The 13,382-nt window shown below is 64.7% G+C and carries 17 protein-coding genes; 7 read left to right on the top strand and 10 right to left on the bottom strand.

What is annotated here, in order from left to right:
* Window positions 1-47 precede the first annotated feature (47 nt).
* Window positions 48-992, top strand: a complete 945-nt coding sequence (locus F6X62_RS00085; RefSeq protein WP_054893310.1) for an alpha/beta hydrolase — start codon at window positions 48-50, stop codon at window positions 990-992.
* Window positions 993-1,025: 33 nt separating this feature from the next.
* Window positions 1,026-1,496, top strand: a complete 471-nt coding sequence (locus tag F6X62_RS00080) for a MaoC family dehydratase (RefSeq protein ID WP_054893311.1) — start codon at window positions 1,026-1,028, stop codon at window positions 1,494-1,496.
* 23 nt (window positions 1,497-1,519) lie between these two features.
* Here F6X62_RS00080 and F6X62_RS00075 read toward each other — a convergent pair whose 3' ends face one another.
* From F6X62_RS00075 to F6X62_RS00055, 5 genes are all read right to left on the bottom strand, one after another.
* On the bottom strand, window positions 1,520-2,767 hold the full coding sequence (locus F6X62_RS00075) for an RNA polymerase sigma factor (protein WP_153772345.1): 1,248 nt from the start codon (window positions 2,765-2,767) through the stop codon (window positions 1,520-1,522).
* 42 nt (window positions 2,768-2,809) lie between these two features.
* Window positions 2,810-3,154: a YciI family protein gene (locus F6X62_RS00070; protein ID WP_063543704.1), complete on the bottom strand. Its 345-nt coding sequence runs from the start codon at window positions 3,152-3,154 to the stop codon at window positions 2,810-2,812.
* A gap of 24 nt (window positions 3,155-3,178) precedes the next feature.
* Window positions 3,179-3,604 carry a nuclear transport factor 2 family protein gene (locus F6X62_RS00065; protein ID WP_054893314.1) on the bottom strand — a complete coding sequence of 142 codons (426 nt, stop codon included), beginning with the start codon at window positions 3,602-3,604 and terminating at the stop codon, window positions 3,179-3,181.
* Between the two features lie 149 nt (window positions 3,605-3,753).
* Window positions 3,754-4,086, bottom strand: coding sequence for a type II toxin-antitoxin system HicB family antitoxin (locus tag F6X62_RS00060; protein ID WP_151924220.1), 333 nt, complete (start codon window positions 4,084-4,086; stop codon window positions 3,754-3,756).
* Between the two features lie 90 nt (window positions 4,087-4,176).
* Complete coding sequence (locus F6X62_RS00055; RefSeq protein ID WP_153772344.1) at window positions 4,177-5,130, bottom strand: threonine dehydratase; 954 nt, start codon at window positions 5,128-5,130, stop codon at window positions 4,177-4,179.
* A 75-nt stretch (window positions 5,131-5,205) separates the two neighbouring features.
* Here F6X62_RS00055 and F6X62_RS00050 point away from each other — a divergent pair, with 75 nt between their 5' ends.
* A complete protein-coding gene (locus tag F6X62_RS00050) occupies window positions 5,206-6,576 on the top strand; it encodes a PLP-dependent aminotransferase family protein (RefSeq protein WP_153772343.1) in 1,371 nt (456 codons plus the stop codon).
* A gap of 3 nt (window positions 6,577-6,579) precedes the next feature.
* On the opposite strand, the gene F6X62_RS00045 is transcribed toward F6X62_RS00050, so the two are convergent.
* Window positions 6,580-6,834, bottom strand: coding sequence for a DUF2790 domain-containing protein (locus tag F6X62_RS00045; protein WP_054893315.1), 255 nt, complete (start codon window positions 6,832-6,834; stop codon window positions 6,580-6,582).
* A 222-nt stretch (window positions 6,835-7,056) separates the two neighbouring features.
* Here F6X62_RS00045 and F6X62_RS00040 point away from each other — a divergent pair, with 222 nt between their 5' ends.
* Window positions 7,057-7,506 (top strand): GNAT family N-acetyltransferase, encoded by a 450-nt coding sequence (locus F6X62_RS00040; protein ID WP_125930483.1) that lies wholly within the window; start codon window positions 7,057-7,059, stop codon window positions 7,504-7,506.
* On the opposite strand, the gene def is transcribed toward F6X62_RS00040, so the two are convergent.
* From def to F6X62_RS00025, 3 genes are all read right to left on the bottom strand, one after another.
* Window positions 7,461-7,997 (bottom strand): peptide deformylase, encoded by a 537-nt coding sequence (gene def / locus F6X62_RS00035; protein WP_153772342.1) that lies wholly within the window; start codon window positions 7,995-7,997, stop codon window positions 7,461-7,463. The two genes, F6X62_RS00040 and def, sit on opposite strands and share 46 nt — an antisense overlap.
* Window positions 7,997-8,953 (bottom strand): YihY/virulence factor BrkB family protein, encoded by a 957-nt coding sequence (locus F6X62_RS00030; protein WP_153772341.1) that lies wholly within the window; start codon window positions 8,951-8,953, stop codon window positions 7,997-7,999. Before F6X62_RS00030 ends, def begins: the two co-directional genes overlap by 1 nt.
* Window positions 8,954-9,138: 185 nt before the next feature.
* Window positions 9,139-9,318 carry a CsbD family protein gene (locus F6X62_RS00025; RefSeq protein WP_063543694.1) on the bottom strand — a complete coding sequence of 60 codons (180 nt, stop codon included), beginning with the start codon at window positions 9,316-9,318 and terminating at the stop codon, window positions 9,139-9,141.
* Between the two features lie 217 nt (window positions 9,319-9,535).
* Between F6X62_RS00025 and F6X62_RS00020 the strand changes: the two genes are divergently transcribed.
* Window positions 9,536-11,008: a nitrous oxide reductase family maturation protein NosD gene (locus F6X62_RS00020; RefSeq protein WP_153772340.1), complete on the top strand. Its 1,473-nt coding sequence runs from the start codon at window positions 9,536-9,538 to the stop codon at window positions 11,006-11,008.
* A 126-nt stretch (window positions 11,009-11,134) separates the two neighbouring features.
* The gene (locus F6X62_RS00015; protein WP_054893320.1) at window positions 11,135-11,515 is read left to right on the top strand and encodes a hypothetical protein; all 381 of its coding nucleotides are present in this window, start codon (window positions 11,135-11,137) and stop codon (window positions 11,513-11,515) included.
* Here the strand turns inward: F6X62_RS00015 and F6X62_RS00010 are convergent, their stop codons facing one another.
* Window positions 11,516-12,352, bottom strand: a complete 837-nt coding sequence (locus F6X62_RS00010) for a S1 RNA-binding domain-containing protein (RefSeq protein ID WP_054925508.1) — start codon at window positions 12,350-12,352, stop codon at window positions 11,516-11,518.
* A 124-nt stretch (window positions 12,353-12,476) separates the two neighbouring features.
* Between F6X62_RS00010 and F6X62_RS00005 the strand changes: the two genes are divergently transcribed.
* Window positions 12,477-13,337, top strand: a complete 861-nt coding sequence (locus F6X62_RS00005) for a DUF6279 family lipoprotein (protein ID WP_153772339.1) — start codon at window positions 12,477-12,479, stop codon at window positions 13,335-13,337.
* The last annotated feature ends 45 nt before the right edge of the window (window positions 13,338-13,382 follow it).

Below are 13,382 nucleotides of genomic sequence, written 5' to 3'. Positions count from 1 at the left end.
GTCATTGTGCATACACTGAGCTCAATCCCGTGCACAAAGGATTTTCCATGGCCCACGACGCCTTCTGGCTGCCCGCCAGCGAGCACTGCAGTCTGTACGTCCACCAGTGGCTGCCGCAGACGCCGGTCAAGGCCGTGGTGCTGCTGGCCCATGGCATGGCCGAGCACGCCGGGCGCTACCGGCGCCTGGGCCATGCGCTGAACGATGCCGGCTTTGCCCTGTTCGCCCCTGATCTACGTGGCCACGGCCGCACCGCAGAGCTAGGTAGCCTCGGCCTGTTCGCCCACCACCACGGCTGGAACACGGTGGTCAACGACCTGGGCCTGCTCAGCCAGCACATCGGCCAGCAGTTCCCCGGCACGCCGCTGTTCCTGTTCGGCCACAGCATGGGCAGCTACATCGCTCAGGCGTACCTGCTGCACCACAGTGGCAGCCTGCATGGGGCGGTGCTCAGCGGCTCGAACTTCCAGCCGGCTGCGCTCTATCGCGCAGCACGCCTGATCGCCCGCCTGGAGGCCTGGCGCCAGGGGGTGGAGGGCAAGAGCGCGCTGATCGACTGGCTGTCGTTCGGCTCGTTCAACAAGGCCTTCAAACCCAACCGCACGGCGTTCGACTGGCTCAGCCGCGACCCGGCCGAGGTCGACGCCTACGTCGACGACCCGCTGTGCGGCTTTCGTTGCAGCAACCAGCTGTGGCTCGACCTGCTGCAAGGCCTGGCACAGATCAGCCAACCGCGCCATCTGGCGCAGATCGATCCGAACCTGCCAATGCTGGTGATCGGCGGCGAATGTGATCCGGTCAGCGCTGGCAAGCGTCTCACCCACCTGGCCAACGCCCTGCGCGCGACCGGCAATCGCCATGTACAATTGCGCGTCTACCCGCAGGCACGCCACGAAGTGCTCAACGAAACCAATCGCGACGAGGTCACCCACGACATCATTGCCTGGCTGGAGCAGGCACTGGCCCTTGGCCGCCCTGCCCGCAGCGAATGATGTGCACCACCTCGTCCCTCCAAGGAAGCCCTGATGACCCAGGTCACCAACACGCCCTACGAAGCCCTCGAAGTCGGCCAGAAAGCCAGCTATGAAAAATCGGTGGAAGAACGCGACATCCAGCTGTTCGCCGCCATGTCCGGTGACCACAACCCCGTGCACCTGGACGCCGAGTTCGCGGCCAAGAGCATGTTCCGCGAGCGCATCGCCCACGGCATGTTCAGCGGCGCACTGATCAGCGCTGCGGTTGCCTGCACCCTGCCAGGGCCAGGCACCATCTACCTGGGGCAGAAGATGAGCTTCCAGAAGCCGGTGAAGATTGGCGACACCCTGACCGTACGCCTGGAAATCCTCGAGAAGCTGCCCAAGTTCAAGGTGCGCATCGCCACCAACGTGTACAACCAGAACGACGAACTGGTTGTCGAGGGCGAGGCCGAGATCCTGGCACCCCGCAAGCAGCAGACGGTGGAGCTGGTATCGCCGCCGAACTTTGTCGCCGGCTGACCGAGCAGTATCCTGTCGCGGATCTACCTGCGACAGGGCTCCAACGCCCTGAGGCAGCGCTCGATATGCCGCCGCTCGGGTTCCTGGCGGGCCAGCGCCAGCGCCCTGACCCACGCCTCCCGGGCCTGCTGCACATGGCCCAGTTGCCCGTGCAACTGAGCCCGGGCCGCATGGGCCAGATGGTAGTCGAGCAACTCGCCCCGCCCCAGAATCGCCTCCACCTCTGCCAGGCCCGTCGCCGCGCCGTCACGACTGGCCAGCGCCACTGCGCGGTTGAGTTCGATCACAGGTGACGGCCAGTGCCGCAGCAGCACGTCATACAGGCCGACGATCTCTGCCCAGTCGGTCTCCTGGGCGCTGGCGGCCTCGGCATGCACCGCAGCGATCGCCGCCTGCACGCTGTAGGGCCCGATATCACGGCTGCCCAGCGCATGACGCACCAGGGCGCACCCCTCCTCGATCTGTGCCTTGTCCCACAGGCTACGGTCCTGCTGGTCGAGCAGCACCAGCTCGCCTTCGCCATCGATGCGCGCCCGCAGCCGCGAGGTCTGCAACAGCATCAACGCCAGCAGGCCGAACACCTCCGGGTCTGGCAGCAATTGCGCCAGCAGCCGCCCCAGCCGGATCGCCTCGTCGCACAGGTCGCGCTGCACCAGGTCTTCCCCCGCCGATGCCGAATAGCCTTCGTTGAACACCAAGTAAATCACCCGCAACACACTTTCCAGGCGCTCGGCCAGTTCGCCCATGGCGGGCACCTGGTAGGGAATCCGTGCATCGCGGATCTTGGCCTTGGCCCGCACGATGCGCTGGGCGATGGTCGAGGGCGATTGCAGGAACGCGCGGGCGATCTGCTCGGTGGTCAGGTCGCACACCTCACGCAGGGTCAAAGGCACCTGGGCATCGGCGGACAACGCCGGGTGGCAACAGGTGAAGATCAAGCGCAAACGGTCGTCAGCGAGCAGTTCCTCCTCGCTCGGATCCTGCGCCGGGTCTTCGAGTTGCATGATCAGCTGTGCCTGCGAACGGTCGAAACGGGCGCGGCGGCGCAAGGCATCGATGGCCTTGAAACGCCCGGCCGAGACCAGCCAGGCCCGCGGGTTGGCCGGCATGCCGTCGCGCTGCCAGCGTTCGACGGCAATGAAGAAGGCATCATGCAGGGCCTCCTCGGCGAGGTCGAAATCACCCAACAGACGGATCAGGGTCGCGAGGATGCGCCGCGAGTCGCGCCGGTAGATAACCTCGACCTGGGCATGCAGCTCATCACCCGTCATCGTGTTGCGGTCCGCGGCGTCATCGTGGCTGACCTCCCGTCATCACGGCTGCAGTTCGCGCACCGGCCTCACTTCGACACTGCCGACCCGCGCCGCCGGAATGCCTTTGGCGATGTTCAGTGCCTCGTTGAGGTCGCGGGCATCGACCAGGTAAAAGCCGGCCAGTTGTTCCTTGGTTTCGGCGAAGGGCCCGTCGGTCAGGCTCATCTTGCCAGCGCGCATGCGCACGGTGGTGGCCGTCTGCACCGGCTTGAGCGCCTCGGCCGCAAGCATCCGCCCTGAGCCGTGCAGGGACTCGGCGTAAGCCATGCACTCGGCGTCTTCGGGGCTGTCGGGCAGGCTGTGCAACAGCCCCTCGTCACAATAGACCAGGCACAGGTATTTCATGATCGTCTCCAGCCGACGGGCGGTTCAGGGTTTGAGGTCGAAGCGAGCCTTCTGGGTTTCCATGTCGAACGGTGCCGACCAGTGCTCATGGATCACCTGCCAGCGCCCTGCACTACGACGATAGCCCACCGTGACGCGCATGAAGCCGCACTGGCTTTCATCGTCGGCCGGGCCGCAGCGGTTGAGCCAATGCGCCAGGGCCAGGTCGCCATCGGCCTGAACGTCCAGCTCGGCCACCTCGAAGACCATCGGACCGGTGCAAAAGCCCATGCACATTTCCCAATGCGCCTGGTAGGCAGCCTTACCCTTGAATTGCAGGGCCTGGATGGCGTCGAAGGCAACGATGTCATCGGCATAGGGCGCGACGATGGCCGGCAGGTCGCGCTCGCGCACAGCCTGGATCCAGCCGTCGATGAGTTGACGGATTTCGGTTTCGGCGGGGGTATTCATGGGCAAGTCTCCAGCAGGTCATCAGTGGGTGGCGCCGAGTGTTTGCGGCGCCTTCACTGATGGTCGACTGGGGATGGGAGGAATCGACAACGCTGGAAAACTTTTTGCGGTTTTCCGTTATCGGCCTGTGCCGACGGGCCTTCGCAGGTTCAAGCCCGCGCCGCCTGCTCGAACACTTCGTCGGCCCATTGGTTGAGACTCTTGCCTGCAGCTCGCGCTGCGACACTTGCGGCAGCGTGCACTTCAGGACGAATACGCAGCATCACTTTGCCGGAGGCCGGTTTTTCCGGGGCAATGCCCTGCTCGGCACAATCCGCCAGATAATCTTCCAAGGCTTGAGCGAAAGCCTCGTGCAACGCAGGCACCGAGCTTGCGTGAAAGCTGATGATGTCACGCATCCCCAGCACACGGCCGACGAACAGGTCGTCGCGTTCGTCGTAATCGATGCGGGCAACATAGCCCTTGTAGCGCATGCAACTCATATCCCAACTCCCGCCCTATAGAAAGTGCTATCAAATTAAGATATCACCACTCTCGCCGATACTGATTCAGGATTTTTCGTTGCGCACTCTCTACCCAGCCAGCACCTGCGCATAACGCGCCCGGTCCACGTTGGCCCCGCTCAACACCACCGCAACCCTCCTGCCCTGCTGGCGTTCGCGCTCCTGCAACAGTGCGGCCAGCGCCGCGGCACCCGCGCCTTCGGCGGTGTTGTGGGTGGTTTCGTGGTAGAGGCGCATGGCCTGGGCGATTTCGTCATCGCTCACCCGCACGATGCGCGCGGCATGCTCGCGCACCAGGGCGAAGGCGTCCGGGTGCGGCACGCGGCAGGCCATGCCGTCGGCAAAGGTGTCGGCGGTGGCCGTGGTGACGATACGCCCCAGCTCGAAGCTCTGTGCATAGGCATCTGCGGCGCTGGACACTACCCCAACGATCTCGGTCCGCAGCCCCAGCAGGTTGCGCGCCTGGATCAGCCCGCAGATGCCCGAACCCATGCCGATCGGCACATACACGGTGTCGAGGTCCGACACGGCCTCGAACAGCTCCAACGCATAGGTCGCTACGCCGCGCACCAGCTCAGGGTGGAACGAGGGCACCATCCGGTAGCCGCGCTGTTCGGCCAGATGGGCGGCGTACTCACGGGCCACGTCGAAATCGACACCGTGCTCGATGAGTTCGGCACCCAGCGCACGCATGGCGGCGTTCTTCTCCCGCGAGTTGCCTTCGGGCACCACGATCACCAGGGGCAAGCCTGCCTGGCGCGCCGCCAGGGCCATGCTCTGACCGTGATTGCCGCGGGTGGCGGTGACCAGCCCCGGAGGCACATCACCGCTGGCCAGCAGCGAGCGCACATAGACCAGCCCGCCGCGTACCTTGAATGCGCCAGTCGGCGCATGGTTCTCATGCTTGACCCACAGTTGGCAGCCGGCCCGCTCGGCGAGCAACGGCCAGACGTGCTGTGGCGTCGCAGGCACATGCTGGTGAACGAAATCGGCGGCTTCGCGCAGGGCTGTGAGGTCGAACATGGCGATCATCCTTCATCGAGGGCAGTTGCGACGATCCTGAGCGCCGGGCATTGTATGGGTCAAACCTTATATTGCATGGGTAGCAATTTCGTGTGGACCCCGGAACTGATCGACGACGCCCAACCCCGCTACCTGGCACTGGTCGATGCCATCGCCGCCGCCATCGAACGCGGTGAGCTCAAGGTAGGGGAACGCCTGCCGCCACAACGGCGCCTGGCCTGGAAGCTGGGGCTCAACCCGAGCACCACCCAGCAGGCTTATCGCGAAGCTGCCGCGCGACATCTGGTGGCCGGCGAAGTCGGGCGAGGTACCTACGTATTGGCGGGTAGCAAGGAAGCAACGCTGTTTCGCCTCAAGCAGCACGACCGGCATTCGTCGCTGATCGACCTGTCGACCAACGTACCCGTGGCCGATCCGCACCCGCACGACCTGCAGCACAGCCTCCAGGCATTGCTGCAGGCGGACGACCTCAACCTGCTCGATCACTACCTCGACCATGACCAGTTGCTGCTCGCTCGTCTGCACGGCGCACGCTGGCTGGCCCAGCGCGGGCTGACACTGGGCGCTGACGACCTGCTGCTGTGCGGCGGCGCCCAGCAAGGGCTGGCCTGTGTGCTGCAGTCGCTGTGCCAGCCCGGCGAGGCGGTCATGGTCGAAGCCCTGACCGCACCAGGAATCAAGGCAGCGTGTCGCCAGTTGCGCCTGCCAGTGCATGGCGTGGCCCTGGATCACCAAGGGCTGCGCCCGGATGAGCTCGACCGGGTGACGCGGGCCACCGGCGCCAAGGTGCTGGTGACCACACCCACCCTGCACAACCCCACCGGGGCGTGCATGGGCGACAGCCGTCGCGAGGCCGTTGCTGAGGTGGTGAAGCGCCACGGCCTGCGGGTGATCGAGGACGATGTCTATGGCGCGCTGAGCGAGCGGGCGCCCTTGTACCCCTTGCTCGACGGCCAGGGGATACTCGTCAGCAGCTTGTCCAAGACGGTCGCAGCGGGGCTGCGCCTGGGCTGGATCGCCGCACCGGCATCGGTGCTGGAACACATCGACCCGCATGCCCGGGCCACGCACTGGCCGGTGTCACCGCTGAACCTGCGCATTGCCTGCCAATGGATCGCCAATGGCACAGCCGCGCGGCGACTGGCTTGGCAACGGGAGGAAATCGGGGAACGCTGGCGCCTGGCGCGGCGGGTATTCGGTGAAGCGATGCGTGCTCAGGATGAACCCTCGCCGCATGTCTGGGTGAACACCCCAGGGCCTGCTGAAGCTTTGGTAGGGGCGTGCCGGGCACGGGGGGTCGAAGTGGTGCCGGCCAGTGTCTTCGCGGTGGGGGGCGATGAAGTGAGGGCAGTGCGGATCAGCCTGTCGGCCGCCACCAGCCGCGCGCAGCTCAAGCAAGGGCTGGACGTCGTGCGCGCGGTACTTGGCGAGCTGGCAGGCAGATAGCACTCACCCCTGCTGGCAACCCTCGCCCATGGCTCGGTACTGAATGGTGTGCACCTGACCCTGATGATCTTCATAGGTCATGGTTGCCGGCACCACCTCGCAGACATCGGGGATGGTCGACAGATTGATCACCCGCTTGATATCCAGGTTCATCGAGTAATCGTACTGCACCGGGGGCTGGGTCTGGGTGGTCTTGGCCTCGTCCGCGAGGGCGAGCGAAGACATCCCGACCAATGCAAGAATGAGTAATGTTTTCATGAGTCTGTGGCCTTGAGAGCAATCACGTTGATCGATTGACTTCTTATGCCGTCACTGGCGCGGAGAAGTTGTCATCGTCGGCGATGACACGAAGCACCGATCCCGCATCGTCCTACTGCAGAAGGGATGAGTGAAATTCTACGCCCGCCACCGAATACTTGAACCCTGCAGTCGGATATTCACCCTTGCCAGATTTGCAACAATCTGCGACAAAAGCCCCCCATGACCCTGCCCGAATTCCTCCCGCTCTGCCGCTCGCAGCGCCGCCTGCTCGACCACTTCTACCGCCAGCACGGCTCGCGCATGCGCGCCAGTGCAGAGGGCCAACTGTGGGTTGCGCGCGCGCAGGCGATGGTGGGTGCACTGAACCTGACGCCCGTCGCCGACGGCCACTGGCTGACCGGCCTGTTCGTGGCGCCGCAGTGGCGTGGCCAGGGTGTTGCCGCAGGGCTGGTCAGCGCAGCGCTGGCCAACAGCACAGGCCCGACCTGGCTGTTCTGCCACCCCGAACTGCAAAGCTTCTATGCGCGGCAGGCTTTCACAACGGCGAGCGCCCTGCCCGCCGAACTGGCCTCGCGGCTGGCCCGCTACCAGCGCAGCAAAACGCTGGTAGCGATGGTGTGCGCTCAGTCGTCGGCAACGTCGAGCCCGGGGAACAGCACATCGGTGTAGCCGAAGCGGGCAAAATCCTGGATCCGCGATGGGTAGAGCCGCCCGATAAGGTGGTCGCATTCGTGCTGCACCACCCGCGCATGGAAGCCATCGGCGAAGCGATTGATCGGGGCCCCCTGAGGGTCAAGGCCCTCATAGCGGATGTGCTTGTAGCGGGGCACGACACCGCGCAAGCCCGGCACCGAGAGGCACCCTTCCCAACCCTCCTCGAGCTCGGTGGACATCGGCGTGATCAGCGGGTTGAGCAGGATGGTCTGCGGCACGGGCTCGGCGTCCGGATAGCGCCCGCTGCGCTCGAATCCGAAGATCACCAGCTGCAGGTCGATGCCGATCTGCGGGGCGGCCAGGCCGACACCACCGACGTGGCGCATGGTCTCGAACATGTCGTCGATCAGTTGCTGCAGCTCAGGGCTGCCGATCATGTGCTCGGGCACAGGCGGTGCGATGCGCAGCAGGCGCTCATCGCCCATCTTGAGGATGTCACGGATCATCAGGGGTTCGGCTCACGGGTCTGGGGTTCGGCATGCGCGGGATGCTCATGGCCGAGCACAGTGATGGTCTCCTTCGGCTGCTCGCGGTCGAATTCCTTCTCGCCGGGGTTCTTGCCTTCAGCCGACATGTGCTCGATCACCGCATTCATCTCGGCGCCCAGCAATAGCACGGCGGCGGAGATATAGAAATACAGCAACAGCACGATGATCGCCCCGATGCTGCCGTACATGGCGTTGTAGTCGGCGAAGGTCTTGACGTAGTAGGCAAAGCCCAGCGACGCGACGATCCATACCACCACCGCCAGTACGGAGCCTGGGGTGATGAAGCGGAATTTCTGCTTGACGTCGGGCATCACGTAGTAGATCAGCGCCACCGCCACCATCATCAGGATGATGATCGCCGGCCAGCGCAGCACGGTCCAGATGGTGACGATCACTTCCTGCAGGCCGACTTGGGCCGCGATCCACTCCATCACCTGCGGCCCCAGCACCATGAGTGCGGCGGCGGCCAGCAGCATGCCGGCAATGCCGATGGTGTAGAAGATCGACAGCGGGATGCGCTTCCACACCGGGCGGCCCTCGGGCACATCGTAGGCGGCGTTCATGGCGCTCATCATCAGGCGCACGCCGGCCGAGGCCGTCCACAGGGCGATGACGATACCCACCGAGAGCAATCCGCCCTTCGATTGCTGCAACTGGTCGATCACCGGATTGACTTGCTCGAGTGCCTGGGGCGGCAGCACCAGTTCCGATTGCAGGCGCAACCAGGAGAAGAAGTCGGGCAGGTGCAGGAAACCGATCAGCGCGATCAGGAACAGAATGAAAGGGAACAGCGAGAACAGCATCTGGTAGGCCAGTGCCGAGGCATAGGTGGACATCTCGTCATCGAGGAATTCCTTGACGGTGCGCACCAGCACGCGGTGCAGAGGCAGGCCCTGCAGGGCGGGAAAAATCATAGCGTCTCCTTTCGCCGCTTGATCGTCGTGGTTGCAACTGTGCAGACAAGTCTAATAGACCACGCGCACCGCGTACTGCTCACTGGCGAAATCAGGAAAACGGCTACGGCGGACGTTGGGGCAACACGGTAAGGCCTCATGGGCGCAAACGGCGCGCCCACAAGGCCCTGTGCATCAACCGCGGTTCAAGGCTTTTTCACCGCATCCTTGACCTTGCCCACCGCCTGCTGCCCTTCGCCCTTGAGTTCCTGGGCCTTGCCCTCGGCACGCAGCTTGTCGTTGCCGGTCACTTTACCGACGCCTTGCTTGATGTTGCCAACCGCTTCGTTGGCCAGGCCCTTGGCTTTGTCTTTAGTGCCGCTCATGGCGAATCTCCTGCAAAAAAGAGACACGTGAACCGTGTCGACAAAAGGTGGACCGGTTCGCTTGCGCAAGAGTTTCAACAATTTTTCGGGCACCAAGCCGAACGGCAAACAGCGGGCGAATACCGCACCGAATTGTCCCAGCGCCGCTGCGCACTCGGAAGGCGCAGCTCTAGAATCCGGCCATCTATAAAAACAACAGTTCGTGGAAACCTTGCACATGCGATTGATGCCCCTATTCGCGGCCATGCTGCCGTTACTTCCCCTGCCCGCCCTCGCCGCCGCCCCGGCCGCCGTGCAAACCTTGCGGGTCGAGCGCTACACCGACGACGACCAACCCGGCACCCTGCGCTGGGCCCTGGAAACCAGCAACCGCAACCCCGGCCACTACCGCATCGACATCGCCGCGGTCGGCGAGCCGCCCTACGTGATCCGCCCGAGCCGGCCACTGCCGGAAATCAAGGGCCCGCTACGCATCACCGGCCTGGCCTGGGCACGTGACGGCCAGTACATCGCCATCGACGGCGCCGGCTATATCAAGGACCAGGGGGTACGCACCTGCCCAGGCGCCCTGCCCGGTCAGTTCGGCACCAATGTGCGCACCACCACCAACCCCGGCCTGGTGCTGCGCGACACCCAGGGCGTGCACTTGAGCGGCCTGGAGGTGCGCAACTTCTGCATCGGCATCCTGGTCAACCGCGCCAGCGGCAACGTCATCGAAGACAACCGCATCGTCGCCAACAAGGGCGGGGCCGGGATCATGCTCACGGGCGATGACGGCGCGGGCAACCCGACGGCCACCACCACGGTCAACAACAAGGTGCTGCGCAACCAGTTGATTGACAACGGCGACGGCCTGGAGCTGACCCGCGGCGCCGCCTTCAACCTGGTGGCCGACAACCTGTTCCGCTCCACCGACGCCAACCCCGAGCCCTCCCAGGGCATCGAGATCCTGCTGGGCAACGACAACAGCGTGGTGCGCAACCGCTTCGAGAACTACTCCGACGGCCTGCAGATCAACTGGGGCAAGCGCAACTACCTGGGCGCCAATACCTTCACCGGCAACTCCATCGGCATCAGCGTGACCGGCGAGGGCAACATCCTCGACGGCAACCTGATCCACGGCAACCGCATCGGCGTGGCCCTGCGTCCGGAGCCGGAAGTCACCGCCACACGCGTCACTGCCAATCGCATCTGGGGCAATGGCCTGGACATCCGGCGCTGCGAGGCGGGTGGCTCGTGCGTAGCGGACCAGCGCACCGGCGCGATCATCTTCGGTGTGCCAGCCCAGGCCCACGCGCTGTACGTCGGCTCGCGCGGTGTCGGCGCGGAACTGGCGAAGAAGGACCAGGCGATCATCTGCGATGGCAGCGGGCAACCCCAGCCGTGCCAGCCGCTGCCCAATCACAATCAACAGGCGCCGCGTCTGACCGGGCTTGCCGGGCATGTGCTGCAAGGTGAAGTGCAAGGGCCGGCATCCAGCCTGTTGCGCATCGAAGTGTTCGGCAATGCGGCAGCGGATGGGCGGGAAGCGGAGCAGTATCTGGGCGAGGTGATGGTGGGCAGCGATGCCCAGGGCAAGGCACGGTTCGAGAAGACGCTGGATGCCATTGCGGGGCTGAACAGCTTTACCGCGACGGTGACCACAGCCGATGGCGCGACCTCGGAGTTGAGCCAGCCGTTGCGGCGCTGACGCTCAAGGCCTCTTTGCGGGCAAACCCGTGAGGAGGCCGGCGCAACCCACCCCGCAACCCTTGCCGCGCCCCGCGCCACCCCGCACAATGTCAGGCCTTTCTGGCGTCAACCCGCAGGAACCTGCATGAAACTCGACAAACCCACCGCCATCGCCCGGCGCAACCAAGCGCTGAACCGGCCGGTGCTCGACCGCGACAACACCCTGTTCGCCATCCTCGACAAGAAACGCAACCTGTGGTGGTTCGAGGTACCAGTGGCATTGCTGCGCAAAGGCCAGCCCGACTGGGTCAACCTGCTGCTGCACACCCCGGAAACCGACGAACTGCAGCACTTGAAAGTGCCGGTCAACTTCCTGCGCGCGCATCAGGAACAGATGGAAGTCCGCCACCCCGGCAAGCGTCGCTCGACCATCAGCCTGGCGCTGAGCGCCGACCGCGACTCGCTGCTGCGCGACACCCGCCCAGGCGGTGAACAACTGGACTTCAGCACCTTCGTGCAGGCCTGATCAGGCCCGCTCGATACGATCGTCATGGATGACGATCAGCCCTTGCTTGAACAGCCCGCCGATGGCCTTCTTGAAATTGCCCTTGCTGACGTTGAACAGCTTGGCGATCACTTCCGGGGCGCTCTTGTCGCACACCGGCAGCACGCCTCCGGCTTCGTCCAGGCGCTTGAGGATCTGCTCCTGCAGGCTGTCGGCCAAGGCCGCGCCCACCGGCTGCAGGCTCAGGGCGATCTTGCCGTCGTGGCGCACTTCCTTGATGAAGCCCTTCTCGTGCATGCCCGAGCGCAGGAACTTGAACACCTCGTTCTTGTGGATCAGGCCCCAGTGGCGGTTGTTGATGATCGCCTTGAAGCCCATCGGCGTCTCGCCCGCCACCAGCAGCTCGACCGGCTGGCCCGCCTTGTAGTCGGCCGGCGTACGGTCGAGGTAGCGGTCCAGGCGCGCGGTGGCGGTGATGCGCCGGGTGCGCTTGTCGAGGTAGGCGTGCACCACGCAGTAATCGCCGATCTTCAACTGCTGCGCCTCTTCCGAGTAGGGCATCAGCAAGTCCTTGGACAGGCCCCAATCGAGGAAGATGCCGGCGCCGTTGATGTCCTTGACCTTGAGACTGGCGAACTCACCGACCTGCACCTTGGGTTTCTCGGTGGTGGCGATCAGCTGGTCTTCGCTGTCGAGGTAGATGAACACGTTCAGCCAGTCGTCGAGCTCAAGCTCGGCGTCCTTGGGAAAGTAGCGCCTGGGCAGGAGGATCTCGCCGTCGGCGCCGCCGTCCAGGTAAAGACCGAACTCCACGTGTTTCACGATTTGCAAACTGTTGTAACGCCCAAGCAGAGCCATTTCCGATGTTCCTCAAGACAAGGCGGCTATTCTACACCTGAAGCTGCCCGGCTGCCCGATCCGTGGGAACCGCCGAGCGCGGCGCGCATCTATTGCCTGGCAAGCAACCTGCAAGGATTCGCTCATGCCTGTCCGTCTGCCCAGAGCCCTGCTGCTCATTCTCGCGTTTGCCCTTACGCTCGCGGCCTGCAGCCGTATCGACCTCGCCTATCGCAACCTCGACCGGCTGGTGCCCTGGTCGCTGGGCGACTACCTGGACATGAATCGCCAGCAGAAGGCCCTGCTCGACGAACGGCTCAAGGGCCACCTGGCCTGGCACTGCAAGACACAACTGCCCGGCTACCTCGACTGGCTCGACAAGGTGCGCCTGATGGTCGCCAACCAGGCCGTGACCGACCAGGCCCTGCAGCAGCGCACTGCCGAGGCGCGCCAGGCCATCGGCCGGGTCGCTGAAGAGATCACCCACTCCGCCGCCGAACTGCTGCGCGGCATGAGCGACGCGCAGGTCGGTGAAATGCGCAAGGCATTCAGCGACGACATTGCCGAGCGGCAGAAGGAATACGTCGACATCCCGCTACCCAAACAGATCCAGGCCCGTGCCACGCGCATGGAGAAACGCCTGACGCCGTGGCTGGGCGAGCTCAATGCCCGCCAGCGCCTGCGGGTGATGACCTGGTCCCAGGCCCTTGGCGATCAGAACAGCGAATGGATCGCCAATCGCCAGGCCTGGCAGCAACAGTTGGTGCTGGCCATGGAACAACGCCACTCGCCAGCGTTCGAGCCCCGCCTGGCGCAGTTGCTGCAGCGCAAGGAGAGCCTGTGGTCACCGGCCTACCGCATGGCCTTCGAGAACACCGAGCTACAGGCCCGCAGCCTGCTGGTCGACCTGATGCAGCAGAGCAGCCCGGCGCAGCGGCAGTTCCTGCTGGACCGGCTGGCCAAGGTACGTCGTGACTTCAGTGAGCTGAAGTGCCTCAAGGGCTGAAGATTGGTGGTGGCCTTTTCGCGGGCAAGCCCGCTCCCACAAGCC

Origin of the sequence: Pseudomonas sp. MNR3A, from assembly GCF_009650575.1 — a bacterium.
In the GTDB taxonomy this organism is placed as follows: domain Bacteria; phylum Pseudomonadota; class Gammaproteobacteria; order Pseudomonadales; family Pseudomonadaceae; genus Aquipseudomonas; species Aquipseudomonas machongensis.
The sequence above is the reverse complement of the archived record's forward strand: the minus strand, read 5'-3'. Positions and strand labels throughout refer to the sequence as shown.

What these genes read in the sequence shown, in the direction of transcription:
- F6X62_RS00070 (WP_063543704.1), bottom strand. Translation starts at nt 3,154, where the DNA reads ATGAAATACCTGTGCCTGGTCTATTGTGACGAGGGGCTGTTGCACAGC.
- F6X62_RS00005 (WP_153772339.1), top strand. Translation starts at nt 12,477, where the DNA reads ATGCCTGTCCGTCTGCCCAGAGCCCTGCTGCTCATTCTCGCGTTTGCC.
- F6X62_RS00055 (WP_153772344.1), bottom strand. Translation starts at nt 5,130, where the DNA reads ATGTTCGACCTCACAGCCCTGCGCGAAGCCGCCGATTTCGTTCACCAG.
- F6X62_RS00060 (WP_151924220.1), bottom strand. Translation starts at nt 4,086, where the DNA reads ATGAGTTGCATGCGCTACAAGGGCTATGTTGCCCGCATCGATTACGAC.
- F6X62_RS00020 (WP_153772340.1), top strand. Translation starts at nt 9,536, where the DNA reads ATGCGATTGATGCCCCTATTCGCGGCCATGCTGCCGTTACTTCCCCTG.
- F6X62_RS00030 (WP_153772341.1), bottom strand. Translation starts at nt 8,953, where the DNA reads ATGATTTTTCCCGCCCTGCAGGGCCTGCCTCTGCACCGCGTGCTGGTG.
- def (WP_153772342.1), bottom strand. Translation starts at nt 7,997, where the DNA reads ATGATCCGTGACATCCTCAAGATGGGCGATGAGCGCCTGCTGCGCATC.
- F6X62_RS00015 (WP_054893320.1), top strand. Translation starts at nt 11,135, where the DNA reads ATGAAACTCGACAAACCCACCGCCATCGCCCGGCGCAACCAAGCGCTG.
- F6X62_RS00045 (WP_054893315.1), bottom strand. Translation starts at nt 6,834, where the DNA reads ATGAAAACATTACTCATTCTTGCATTGGTCGGGATGTCTTCGCTCGCC.
- F6X62_RS00040 (WP_125930483.1), top strand. Translation starts at nt 7,057, where the DNA reads ATGACCCTGCCCGAATTCCTCCCGCTCTGCCGCTCGCAGCGCCGCCTG.
- F6X62_RS00080 (WP_054893311.1), top strand. Translation starts at nt 1,026, where the DNA reads ATGACCCAGGTCACCAACACGCCCTACGAAGCCCTCGAAGTCGGCCAG.
- F6X62_RS00025 (WP_063543694.1), bottom strand. Translation starts at nt 9,318, where the DNA reads ATGAGCGGCACTAAAGACAAAGCCAAGGGCCTGGCCAACGAAGCGGTT.
- F6X62_RS00050 (WP_153772343.1), top strand. Translation starts at nt 5,206, where the DNA reads ATGGGTAGCAATTTCGTGTGGACCCCGGAACTGATCGACGACGCCCAA.
- F6X62_RS00065 (WP_054893314.1), bottom strand. Translation starts at nt 3,604, where the DNA reads ATGAATACCCCCGCCGAAACCGAAATCCGTCAACTCATCGACGGCTGG.
- F6X62_RS00085 (WP_054893310.1), top strand. Translation starts at nt 48, where the DNA reads ATGGCCCACGACGCCTTCTGGCTGCCCGCCAGCGAGCACTGCAGTCTG.
- F6X62_RS00010 (WP_054925508.1), bottom strand. Translation starts at nt 12,352, where the DNA reads ATGGCTCTGCTTGGGCGTTACAACAGTTTGCAAATCGTGAAACACGTG.
- F6X62_RS00075 (WP_153772345.1), bottom strand. Translation starts at nt 2,767, where the DNA reads ATGACGGGTGATGAGCTGCATGCCCAGGTCGAGGTTATCTACCGGCGC.